General features: G+C 72.0%; 10 protein-coding genes. 4 read left to right on the top strand and 6 right to left on the bottom strand.

The features are described from left to right. The first annotated feature begins 253 nt into the window (after nt 1-253). Nucleotides 254-1,798 carry a long-chain-fatty-acid--CoA ligase gene (locus tag ACGFI1_RS41825; RefSeq protein WP_364552794.1) on the top strand — a complete coding sequence of 515 codons (1,545 nt, stop codon included), beginning with the start codon at nt 254-256 and terminating at the stop codon, nt 1,796-1,798. A gap of 75 nt (nt 1,799-1,873) precedes the next feature. On the opposite strand, the gene ACGFI1_RS41820 is transcribed toward ACGFI1_RS41825, so the two are convergent. Together ACGFI1_RS41820 and ACGFI1_RS41815 are read right to left on the bottom strand one after the other, a co-directional pair. Beyond that, the gene (locus ACGFI1_RS41820; protein WP_392793215.1) at nt 1,874-3,130 is read right to left on the bottom strand and encodes a cytochrome P450; all 1,257 of its coding nucleotides are present in this window, start codon (nt 3,128-3,130) and stop codon (nt 1,874-1,876) included. A 140-nt stretch (nt 3,131-3,270) separates the two neighbouring features. Further along, nucleotides 3,271-4,662 carry an aspartate aminotransferase family protein gene (locus ACGFI1_RS41815; protein ID WP_386870937.1) on the bottom strand — a complete coding sequence of 464 codons (1,392 nt, stop codon included), beginning with the start codon at nt 4,660-4,662 and terminating at the stop codon, nt 3,271-3,273. A 163-nt stretch (nt 4,663-4,825) separates the two neighbouring features. On the opposite strand from ACGFI1_RS41815, the gene ACGFI1_RS41810 reads away from it, so the two are divergent. Beyond that, on the top strand, nt 4,826-5,704 hold the full coding sequence (locus tag ACGFI1_RS41810; protein WP_392793214.1) for an alpha/beta fold hydrolase: 879 nt from the start codon (nt 4,826-4,828) through the stop codon (nt 5,702-5,704). Here ACGFI1_RS41810 and ACGFI1_RS41805 read toward each other — a convergent pair. Then, nucleotides 5,673-7,241, bottom strand: a complete 1,569-nt coding sequence (locus ACGFI1_RS41805; protein WP_392793213.1) for a GMC family oxidoreductase — start codon at nt 7,239-7,241, stop codon at nt 5,673-5,675. The two genes, ACGFI1_RS41810 and ACGFI1_RS41805, sit on opposite strands and share 32 nt — an antisense overlap. Nucleotides 7,242-7,359: 118 nt before the next feature. Further along, nucleotides 7,360-7,974 (bottom strand): TetR/AcrR family transcriptional regulator, encoded by a 615-nt coding sequence (locus tag ACGFI1_RS41800; protein ID WP_392793211.1) that lies wholly within the window; start codon nt 7,972-7,974, stop codon nt 7,360-7,362. Nucleotides 7,975-8,118: 144 nt separating this feature from the next. On the opposite strand from ACGFI1_RS41800, the gene ACGFI1_RS41795 reads away from it, so the two are divergent. After that, nucleotides 8,119-9,138, top strand: coding sequence for an aldo/keto reductase (locus tag ACGFI1_RS41795; protein ID WP_392793210.1), 1,020 nt, complete (start codon nt 8,119-8,121; stop codon nt 9,136-9,138). Between the two features lie 85 nt (nt 9,139-9,223). On the opposite strand, the gene ACGFI1_RS41790 is transcribed toward ACGFI1_RS41795, so the two are convergent. Further along, a complete protein-coding gene (locus tag ACGFI1_RS41790; RefSeq protein ID WP_364552786.1) occupies nt 9,224-10,231 on the bottom strand; it encodes an ATP-dependent DNA ligase in 1,008 nt (335 codons plus the stop codon). Nucleotides 10,232-10,329: 98 nt separating this feature from the next. Further along, complete coding sequence (locus tag ACGFI1_RS41785) at nt 10,330-10,902, bottom strand: TetR/AcrR family transcriptional regulator (protein WP_392793209.1); 573 nt, start codon at nt 10,900-10,902, stop codon at nt 10,330-10,332. Between the two features lie 90 nt (nt 10,903-10,992). Here ACGFI1_RS41785 and ACGFI1_RS41780 point away from each other — a divergent pair, with 90 nt between their 5' ends. Beyond that, entirely contained in the window at nt 10,993-11,367 is a 375-nt protein-coding gene (locus tag ACGFI1_RS41780; RefSeq protein ID WP_387074381.1) for a DUF4267 domain-containing protein, read from the top strand. Nucleotides 11,368-11,580 lie beyond the last annotated feature (213 nt).

Here is an 11,580-nt window from a genome sequence, read left to right as displayed (position 1 = left end):
CTGACGTCAGTTCGTCAACGTGGTCCTTCGAGGAGCAGCCTGGCTGACATACATCAAGAGTAGCGCAGCCGCAAGCCCTCCCGCCTGTGGTTAGGGCACCGGCGCGGGCGGCAGAAGCGGGCCAAGAACGAAATGCCACGTCAAAGCACCGGAAGAGGTGGCCTTCTCCCGGTCCGGTGCAGCAGGATGTGCGGAACCGTTCGTAGACTCGTCGGTAACTAACCGGCCGGTCACCTTTCGCGCGAGGAGTGCCATGCTCAACCTGTCCGTGCTGCTGGAGGACGCCGCCAGGGAGACGCCCGAACGGGAGGCCGTCGTCTTCGGCGACCTTCGGCTCTCCTACGCGTTCATCGACTCGGTCGCGAACCAGGTCGCGAACCTGCTGCGGTCGCGCGGCATCGGCCCGGGCGACAAGGTGGCGCTGTCCAGCCCGAACCTCCCGTACTTCCCGATGGTGTACTTCGGGGCGCTCAAGGCGGGCGCGGTGGTCGTCCCGCTGAACGTGCTGCTCAAGCCGCGCGAGATCGCCTACCACCTCGGCGACTCGGACGCGAAGGCGTTCTTCTGCTTCGAGGGCACGCCGGAACTGCCGCTCGGCGAGATGGGGCACGCGGGCTTCGCGCAGGCCGAGGGGTGCGAGCACTTCTTCCTGCTGCCCGCGAACCCGGCGGCGACGGAGTCCCCGATCGAGGGCGCGGAGCTGTTCTGGGCCGCGCTCGCCGGGCAGCCGGGCACGTTCGACACCGCGCAGACGGGCCCGGACGACACCGCCGTCATCATCTACACCAGCGGGACGACGGGCCAGCCGAAGGGCGCCGAGCTCACGCACAGCAACCTGCTGTCGAACGCGATGGTGGACGACACGCTCTTCTACCGGACGCTGCACGACACCTCGCTGGTGACGCTGCCGCTGTTCCACATCTTCGGCCAGACGTGCGTGATGAACGTCGGCTTCTACCGCCGCGCGACCCTCGTCATGCAGGCCCGGTTCGACGCGAAGCAGGCCGTCGAGCTGATGGTCAAGGAGAAGGTGAACATCTTCGCGGGCGTCCCGACGATGTACTGGGGCCTGCTGACCGACGAGACCTCCGCCGAGGACATCGCGACGATCAAGGAGAACCTGCGGGTCGCGGTGTCGGGCGGGTCGGCGCTGCCGATGGAGGTCCTCAAGGGCGTCAAGGAGAAGTTCGACGTGGACGTCCTGGAGGGCTACGGCCTCTCCGAGACGTCGCCGGTGGCCTCGTTCAACCGTCCGGACCGCCCGACCAAGCCCGGCTCGATCGGCCTGCCCGTGTGGGGCGTCGAGATGAAGCTGATCGACGACGACTGGAAGGAGATCGAGGGCGAGGGGCCCGGCGAGATCGCCATCCGCGGGCACAACATCATGAAGGGCTACTACGGCCGGCCCGAGGCGACCGAGGCCTCGATCAAGGACGGCTGGTTCCGCACCGGTGATGTGGCCCGCCGCGACGAGGAGGGCTACTACTACATCATCGACCGCTCCAAGGACATGATCATCCGCGGCGGGTACAACGTGTACCCGCGGGAGCTGGAAGAGGTGCTCATGACGCACCCGGACGTGTCGCTGGCGGCGGTCGTGGGCGTCGAGCACCCCTCGCACGGCGAGGAGATCAAGGCGTACGTGATCCGCAAGCCCGGCGCCGCCGTGACCGAGGACGAGCTGGTCGCGTGGGGCAAGGAGCAGTTCGCCAACTACAAGTACCCGCGGATCGTGGAGTTCCGGGACGAGCTGCCGATGACCGCCACCGGCAAGATCCTCAAGCGCGAGCTGCGCTGACCCGGCGGCGGGCCCCGGGGCCTCGGCGCGGCGTTCCACCGCACGCCGAGGCCCCGGGTAGGCCCGGTCGAGGGCTCAGAACGCGTAGGGCAGGCGCTTGATCCCGTTGATGAAGTTGGACTCCAGCCGGGCGGGCTCCGCGGTCGCGCGGATCTCCGGCGTCCGGCGCAGCAGCTCCCGGAACATCACGGTGATCTCGCGCCGGGCCAGGTGCGCGCCGAGGCAGAAGTGCGGCCCGGGCCCGCCGAACCCGACGTGCGGGTTCGGGTCGCGCAGGATGTCGAACTTCTCCGGCTCGGCGAACACGGACTCGTCGCGGTTGCCGGACCAGTAGTAGAGGACGAGCTTGTCGCCCTCCTTGATCTCGTGCTCGTTGAGCACGGTGTCGCGGGTGGCGGTGCGGCGCATCCAGATGACCGGCGACACGTACCGGACGATCTCCTCGATCGCGCCCGCGACGCGGCCGTCGAAGTCCGCGGTGAGCAGGGCCCGCTGGTCGGGGTGGCGGGTGAACAGGTCGAGGCCGTGCGCGATGGCGTTGCGGGTGGTCTCGTTGCCGGCGACCACCAGCAGGATGAAGAACGAGCCGAGCTCCTGGTCGCTGAGCGACTCGCCGTCGACGTTGGCGTTCACCAGCGCGGACGTCAGGTCGTCGGTGGGGTGCTCGCGGCGCCGCCGGCCGAGGTCCTCGACGATGCCCTTGAGCGTCTCGCCGGCGCCGAGCAGCGCCATCGCCATCTCCTCGGCGTTCTCCGAGGGCAGGAACTCCGAGTCGTTGCCGGCGAGGATGACGTTCGTGGCGTCCAGGACGGTCGTGTAGTGCTCCTCGCCGATGCCCATCATGTCGCAGATGATCTTCAGCGGGAGCCGGGCCGCGACGTCGGCGACGAAGTCGCCGGTGCCGCCGCCCGCGGCGACGTTCGCCACGATCTCCCCGGCGACGTGCTCGACCTGGTCCTCGAACCGCTGGATCATGCGCGGGGAGAACGCCCGGGAGACGATGCGCCGGATCTTGGCGTGCCGCGGGTCGTCCATGCTGATCATCGAGCCGAAGTACTCGTGCATGTCGCCCGGCATGTCCGGGATGCTGATGGCGCCCTTGCCGGAGCAGAAGTCCTGCGGGCGGCGGGACGCCTCGACGATGTCGGCGTGCCGGGTGAGCGCGTAGTAGCCGGGGCCCCGCGGCGCGATGATGATGTCGGGTTCCTCGAAGCGGACCAGCTCCGGGTGCCAGCGCAGCGTCTTGAACGCCTCGTGCCGGTCCTCGTGCGGCCGCCGCCAGAACTCCCAGTCCGTCAGGTTGATTTCCTCGACCTTGAGCACGCTGCCCACCACCTCATCGCATTCCGAACCTGATTCGGTTTACAGGCAGCCTCTCAAAGTAAAGCGGCAAGCGCACACTGATCGGCGAGGTGACCCGCCTCACATTAGCCGCGCCGGGCCCGGCCCGTCCGCCGGACCCGGCATCGCGCTCACATCCGCGCCCACGCCTCCGTGAGCACCGACCGCAGGATCTGCTCGATCTCGTCGAAGTGGGACTGGTCGCAGACCAGCGGCGGCGCCAGCTGCACGACGGGGTCGCCGCGGTCGTCGGCGCGGCAGTACAGGCCCGCCTCGTACAGCGCCTTGTCGAGGAAGCCGCGCAGCAGCCGCTCGCACTCGTCGTCGTCGAACGTCTCCCGCGTGTCGCCGTCCTTGACCAGCTCGATGCCGTAGAAGTAGCCGTCGCCGCGGACGTCCCCGACGATCGGCAGGTCGCGCAGGCGCTCCAGCGTGGCGCGGAACGCGTCCCGGTTGCGCATGACGTGGCCGTTCAGGTCCTCGCGCTCGAACAGGTCGAGGTTGGCCAGCGCCACCGCCGCCGCCACCGGGTGCCCGCCGAAGGTGTAGCCGTGCGCGAACATCTCCGTCCCGTGCTTGAACGGCTCGAACAGCCGGTCGGCGACGAGCATGCCGCCGAGCGGCGCGTACCCCGAGGTCACCCCCTTGGCGAAGGTGATGATGTCGGGCGTGAAGCCGAAGCGCTGCGCGCCGAACATCGTGCCGAGCCGGCCGAACGCGCAGATGACCTCGTCCGACACCAGCAGGACGTCGTGCCGGTCGCAGATCTCCCGGACGCGTTCGAAGTAGCCGGGCGGCGGCGGGAAGCAGCCGCCCGAGTTCTGCACCGGTTCCAGGAACACCGCGGCGACGGTCTCGGGGCCCTCGAACTCGATGGCCTCCTCGATCCGGTCGGCGGCCCACCGGCCGAACGCCTCGGGGTCGTCGCGGTGCTCGGCGGCCCGGTAGATGTTGGTGTTCGGCACCCGGAACGCGCTCGGCACGAGCGGCTCGAACGGGGCCTTCAGGCCGGGCAGCCCGGTCAGCGACAGGGCGCCGTGCGGGGTGCCGTGGTAGGCGACCGCGCGGCTGATGACCTTGTGCTTGGTGGGCCTTCCGGTCATCTTGAAGTACTGCTTGGCGAGCTTCCACGCGCTCTCCACGGCGTCGCCGCCACCGGTGGTGAAGAAGACGCGGTCCAGCCCGGCGGGCGCGAGGCCCGCGAGCCGCTCGGCCAGCTCGACCGCCTTCGGGTGCGCGTACGACCAGATCGGGAAGTAGGCCAGCTCGGCGGCCTGCTTGGCGGCGGCCTGCGCCAGCTCCTCGCGCCCGTGCCCGGCCTGGACGGTGAACAGCCCGGACAGGCCGTCCAGGTAGCGGCGGCCCGCCGAGTCGTACACGTAGGGGCCGTCCCCCCGGACGATCACCGGGATCTCGGCGCCGCCCTGGGACCCCGAGTGGCGCGCGAAGTGCATCCACAGATGGTCGCGCGCCGCCCTCTGCATCGCGTCGTGCTGCTCGCTGGTCACGTCCGGCTCCGTCATCACGTTCCCTCAGATGCGATTGATCCCGTTGTCATGATGCTAAGTGAGCACGGATTCCGCTGTAAATAGATAGTGATACACCGATATCCGAAGGATGACGGCCCTGATCGCCGGGACCTCCCGGCCGCCCGGTAGCGTGCGCCGCGAACCGAGGAGGCGGGACATGAGCGACATCACGACCGGATCGGTCACGGCGAACGGGCTCGACTTCGGCTACCTGGCGGCCGGCCCGGAGGACGGCCCGCTGGCCCTGCTGCTGCACGGCTTCCCCGACTCGGCGCACACCTGGCGGCACCTCATGCCCGAGCTGGCCGCCGCCGGGTACCGTGCCGTGGCGCCGTTCATGCGCGGGTACGCGCCCACGTCCGTCCCGGAGGACGGAGCCTTCCAGACCGGCGCGCTCGCCGCCGACGCCGTCGCCCTGCACGAGGCCCTCGGCGGCGGCTCCGACGCCGTCGTCATCGGCCACGACTGGGGCGCCTTCACCGCCTACGGCGCCGCGAACGTCGCGCCCGGCCGGTGGCGGAAGGCCGTCGCCATGTCCGTCCCGCCGATGTCGGTGATGACCACCGCGTTCTTCGACTACGAGCAGCTCAAGCGCTCGTTCTACATCTTCGTCTTCCAGACGCCCCTCGCGGAGCTGGCGCTGAACCGCGCGTTCATCGAGGGCCTGTGGCGCGACTGGTCACCCGCGGACGGCCGCGACCGCACGGCGGACGTCGACCACGTCATGGAGTGCCTCGCCACCCCGGCCAACGCCGAGGCGGCGATCGGCTACTACCGCGCCATGCTCGACCCGTCCAAGCTCATCGAGCGGTACGCCGCCGAGCAGGAGGCGGCCTCCGACATCGGCGAGGTGCCCGTCCTCTACCTGCACGGCGCCGCCGACGGCTGCCTCGGCGCCGACGTCGTCGACCTCGACGCCGTCCGCGCGGCCCTCCCGCCCGGCTCGCGCGCCGAGTCGGTTCCGGAGGCCGGCCACTTCCTCCAGCTCGACCGGCCGGACGAGGTCAACGCGCGGATCCTCGGCTGGCTGTCCTGACCAGGTCGGCGGCGCGTTCGCCGATCATGATGGCGGGCGCGTTGGTGTGGCCGCGGGTGATCTCCGGGAGGATCGAGACGTCCGCGACGCGCAGGCCCTCGACGCCGCGGACGCGCAGCTCAGGGTCGACCACGGCGTCGTCGTCGGTGCCCATGCGGCACGTGCCGGTCGGGTGGTACAGCGTCTCGGCGTGCCCCCGGACGTAGCGGGCGAGGGCCTCCTCGTCGTCCGGCCCGACGTAGGGGTCCATGGGCTCGCCGACGTAGGGCTTGAGCGCGTCGCCCGACATCAGCTCGTCGGCGTACTTGAGCCCGTGGACCAGGCGGCGCAGGTCGCTCTCGCCGGTCAGGTAGGCCGGGTCGATCGACGGCGGCGCGGCCGGGTCGGCGGACGCGAGCGTGATCCGCCCCGCCGACTCGGGCCGCAGCAGGACGACGCCGAGCGTCACGCCGTGCTCGGTCGGCGGTGTGAGGCCGTGCGCCACGTACGGGGCCGGCGCGAACACCAGCTCCAGGTCGGGCGCGGGCTGTGCCGGGTCGCTGCGGAGGAACACGACCGCCTCGCCGACGTTGGAGGTGAACGGCCCGCGCCGGGCGACCAGGTACCGGACGATGTTGGGCAGCGACTCGGCGCCCGCGAGCGTGACCTTCTTGGGGCAGTGCCGGACGACGCCGACCGACAGGTGGTCCTGCAGGTGGCGGCCGACCTCCGGCCGCTCCAGGACCGGCTCGACGCCCGCGGCGCGCAGCTGGTCGGGGTCGCCGATCCCGGAGAGCATCAGCAGGTGCGGCGAGCCGATCGCGCCCGCCGACAGCACGACCTCGCGGCGGGCGGTGACGCGCTCGCCGCCGTACTGGACGCCGGTCGCGCGGCCGTCCTCGATAAGGATCCTCGACACCGGCGCGCCGGTGACGACCGACAGGTTCGGGCGCTTGCGGGCGGGGCGCAGGTAGGCGTCGGCGGCGCTGCACCGGCGGCCGCGCCGCTGGCTGACCGGCGTCTGCGCGTACCCCTCGTTGGACGGCCCGTTCAGTTCGGGCAGCCGGGTCAGCCCGGCGGCGGCGCACGCGTCGAGGAACGCGCGGGTCGAGGCGTTCGGGCTGCGCTGCTCGGAGATCGTGACGGGGCCGGTCGTCCCGTACACGCCGCCCTCGTTGCTGCCGACGCGTCCCTCGGCGCGCTTGAAGTACGGCTCGACGTCGGCGTACGACCAGCCGGGCACGCCCCAGCCGTCGAAGTCGGCGGCGTGGCCGCGCACCCACATCATCGCGTTGAGCGAGGACGACCCGCCGAGCATCCGGCCGCGCGGCCAGTACAGCTCCCGCCCGTCCATCTCGGCCTGCTCGGCGGTGCTGAAGTCCCAGTCGTACTCGGTCTTGAACAGCTTGGCGAACGCGGCCGGGACGTGGATCTCGCTCTTGTCGTCCGGGCCGCCGGCCTCCAGCAGCGCGACGGTGACGGACGGGTCCTCCGACAGCCGCGCGGCCAGGGCGCAGCCCGCGGATCCGGCGCCGACGATGACGTAGTCGTAGTCCATGAGGGCCTCCGCACTCCGCTGGGCCGCGACACCGGCCCGTCAGTGCTTGCTTACCACCGGGGACGGGTCGCGTCCATGGCCCGCGCGGCTGCGGGCGGTCACTCCGCGGCCGGCGCGGTCACTCCGTCCGGCGCAGGCCCGCGACGAGGAACCCGACCAGCCGGCGCGCGTCGTAGCGGGGATCGGAGTCGGCGCCGATGCACAGGTTCCCGACGCCGCGCATGAGTTCGAGGGCGTCCACGTCGGAGCGGATCTCGCCCGCGTCGGCCGCGGCTCGCAGCAGTTGGCCGCACACGGGGACGAGCCGGTCGAGGAAGTAGTCGTGCAGGGCGCCGAAGCCGGGGTCGTCGGCCCGCAGCACGGCGGCGAGCCCGTGCTTGGTGACCAGGAAGTCGACGAACAGGTTGATCCAGCGGCCCAGCGCGGCGTACGGGGTCGGGCAGCTTCCGAGCAGTTCGGGCCCCGCTTCGGCGCAGGCCTCGACCTGGTGCCGGTAGACGGCGATGATGAGGTCCGCCCGCGTCGGGAAGTGGCGGTAGATGGTCCCCACGCCGACGCCCGCCCTGGCCGCGATGTCGCGCACCGGCGCGTCCACCCCGGACGCGACGAAGACCGCCGCGGCCGCGTTGAGCAGGGCCTCCCGGTTGCGCCGCGCGTCCTTGCGCTTGGACGGGGCCGCGCCCCGCGCGCCCTCGCCGCCCTCGCCGCCGTCGTTCACCGTGCGTCCCTCCACTGCTCCACTGCGCGCGCTTGCAATGCGGAACCGTGTTCCGTATCGTTCAGGAACACGGTTCCGCTTTGGCTCCATGATGCCAGAGCGGAGCACCGGTCATGCGCATACGCCCATGAACGCATTCGCCTATGAAGGAGACCGTCCATGCAGTACCGCACCTTGGGCCGCACCGGCGTGCAGGTCAGTTCGCTGGCGCTCGGCGCGATGAACTTCGGGGCGATCGGCGACACCCCGCAGGACGAGGCCACCGCCATCGTCGACGCCGCGCTGGAGGCGGGCGTCAACCTCATCGACACCGCCGACATGTACGGCCGCGGCGAGTCGGAGGAGATGGTCGGCAAGGCCATCGCCGGGCGCCGCGACGACATCGTGCTCGCCACGAAGGCGGGGATGCCGATGAGCGAGGAGCGCAACCACCGCGGCGCCTCGCGCCGCTGGCTGGTGACCGCGCTGGACAACAGCCTGCGCCGCCTCGGCGTCGACCATGTGGACCTCTACCAGATCCACCGGTGGGACCCGTCGACCAGCGACGAGGAGACGCTGTCGGCCCTGACCGACCTGCAGCGCGCGGGGAAGATCCGCTACTTCGGCTCCTCGACGTACCCCGCGTACCGGATCGTCCAGGCGGAGTGGGCGGCCCGCGCCGGCGGCCTGAGCCGCTACGCGACCGAGCAGCCCAGCTACTCGATCCTGCAGCGCGGGATCGAGGCGGACGTGCTGCCCGTGACCGAGCAGTACGGCCTCGGTGTGCTGGCGTGGAGCCCGCTGGCCTCGGGGTGGCTGACCGGCGCGGTCCGCGCGGGGCGGGAGGCCGGCACCCGCCGCTCGGCGCTGATGCCCGAGCGGTTCGACCTGTCCCTCCCCGCCAACCAGGCCAGGCTGGACGCGGTCGAGCGGCTCGCGGCGGTCGCCGACGAGGCCGGGCTGACGATGATCCAGCTCGCGCTCGGCTTCGTGACCGCGCATCCGGCCGTGACCAGCGCGCTCATCGGCCCCCGCACGCTGGACCACCTGCACGCGCAGCTCGCCGCCGCCGACACCGTACTGCCCGCCGACGTCCTGGACGCGATCGACGCGATCGTCGCCCCCGGCACCGACCTCGCGGCGCACGAGAAGTTCGACACCCCGCCCGCCCTGCTCGACGCCTCCCTGCGCCGCCGCTGAGGCGCCGCACGGACCTGCGGTTCCGGATCATGCCGGAACCATGTTCCGGATACCGCTGGTAAGCGCGTCGGCGTCGCCGCCCCGGTCAGGCGGGGGCGCCGAACTCCGGCACCTCGGAGGGCGGCAGGTCGGTCCGGATCCGGTGGTAGCGGACGGCGTGCCGCCACCGGCCGCCCTCCACCGCGGCGTCCCCGCTGAACTCCACCACGACCTCCGGCTCGGTCCGCACGTAGCGGATCGGCGGATGGGCGCCGTACAGCCCGCCGGCGAACCCGGCGGGCAGCTCGGGAGGCCACGGATGGTCCGGCCCGGCGTGCCGCAGCACGCCGCCGAGGACGGTCCGGGCGGCGGGCGCCAGCGGCGTCGTCCGCGCCACGACGCGGAGCCGGCCCTCGGCGTCGTAGCGGCCGAGGATCAGCGACTCGGGCGCCTGCCGGGTGCCGGTCACCCCGCCGACGACCGCCTCGGCGGTGATCCGCCGCTTCACCTTCCACCAGCGGCGCCGCCCCTCCTCGTAGGGGGCGTCGGCGTCCTTCACGACCAGGCCCTCGATGCCCTGCTCGGCCAGCGCGTCGAACCACAGCAGGGCCTCCTCGACGTCGGCGGTCTGCGGCGTGCCGATCACGCGCGCGCCGGGCGGAGTGTCGCCGAGCAGCGCCTCCAGGACGTCCCGCCGCTCGCGCAGCGGCCGCGGGCGCAGGTCGGCGCCGCCCGATTCGAGGACGTCGAACACGACGTAGTGGCAGGGCTCGTCGCGGGCGAGTTCGGCCCGGCGGCGGCCGGCGACGTGCCGGCGCTGCAGCGCGCCGAAGTCGAGGCGGCCGTCCGGCCCCCAGCGGACGATCTCGCCGTCCACCACGGTGCCGGGCGGGAACGCCGTGCCGACCGCCACCACGATCTCGGGGAACGCCTCGTTGAACCGCACCCGGCGGCGCGACCACAGCTGGACGTCGCCGTCCTCGTCCACCATCGCGACCGCGCGGAACCCGTCGAACTTCGGCTCGTAGCGGCAGCCGCCCGGGCACGCCTGCGGCGGCGGGACGCGGTCGACCGTCACGGTCAGCATCGGCTTCACCGGGGACCGGATGTGCATGGCCTCCCGTCCCCCGAGTTCGCTGGTCCTTTGACCACGCCCTACCCGCACCGAACTGCGCCGATATCGAAGCAGGACGAATGTTGACCGGCGGCAGGTCAGTTCGAGAAGCGCCGGATCAGGACGGCGAGGCGCTGGTCGTGGTGCGCGCGGCGCATGCGGCCGTTGCGCATCAGGGAGACGAGGCCGTGCAGCGCGCTCCAGAACGTCTCGGTGAGCGTCTCCAGCTCGTCCTCGCCGGCGAACGGCCGGACGGTCTCGCGCAGCTCGCCGAACGCCTCCTTCAGCGGCGCCGGCGCCTCGGGGGTCGCGAACGGCAGGTCGACGGCGAGGACGAACATCGCGTCGTAGAGGGCGGGCCTGCGGTCGGCGAACCCCGCGTAGGCGCGGGCGACGCCCGCGAGGGCGGCGGCGGGGTCCGCGGCCGCCTCGCGGACCTCGCGCAGGTCGGCGGCCAGTTCGGCGCACCCCTCGACCGCGACGGCCGCCATGATGGCGTCCTTGCCCTTGAAGTGGCTGTAGAGGACGGGCTGGCTGTACTCGATCTCGGCGGCGAGCCGCCGCGTGGTCACCGCGTCCCAGCCCTCGGCCTCGGCCAGCTCCCGCGCGGCCGTGACGATCAGCCGCTCCCGCTCCGCCCGCTCGCGCTCCCGGCGCGTCTGGATTGACATGGCAGCGATTCTAGCAGCGCTAGCCATTCTGCCAACGCTTGTGTTAGCGTCGATCCCGTTCCTAGCACTGCTAGCACTCGGAGATGCCTGATGCTCGCCCCCTTCGCCTACGGCCTCGCGATCGTCCTCGCCCTGTTCGTCGTCTTCATCGGCGCGCGCTTCCTCTACGCACCGCACGCGGCCGCCGCCGGGTACGGCGTCCCCGCCGAGCCCGGCAGCGGCGCCGACGCCTACCTGGCGATCAAGGGGGTGCGCGACCTCACCTTCGGCGTCCTCGGCCTCGCCCTCATCGCCTTCGCGAGCGCCCACGCCGCCGGCTGGTACATGCTGGTCGTCGCCCTCGCACCCCTCGGCGACACCCTGATCGTGCTGCGCCACGGCGGCACCAAGGCCACCGCGTTCGGCATCCACTTCGCGACCGCCGTGATCGTGCTCGTCAGCGCCGCCCTGCTCTTCGCCCTCTGACACGGGCGTTGCAGGTGAGCGCTCGCCTGCCAGGTCTGCTCCGCTTTGACCGACCTCCGGTCTCCGAACGGGAGCCGTCCCGGATCCGGAGAGAGCCGGCGCTGTCCTCGCCGGCTGATATGACAACCGCATCGCCCGTCCGCGCGGGCAACCCGTCCCGGCCGCGGCGCGCCGTCGGCGCCGCCGCGGCGGCGGCGGCGGGCAAGACCACCG

The sequence above is a fragment of the Actinomadura geliboluensis genome, assembly GCF_043197915.1.
GTDB lineage: Bacteria > Actinomycetota > Actinomycetes > Streptosporangiales > Streptosporangiaceae > Spirillospora > Spirillospora geliboluensis.
Note: the sequence above shows the minus strand (reverse complement) of the source record. Positions and strands in the feature narration are given on the sequence as shown.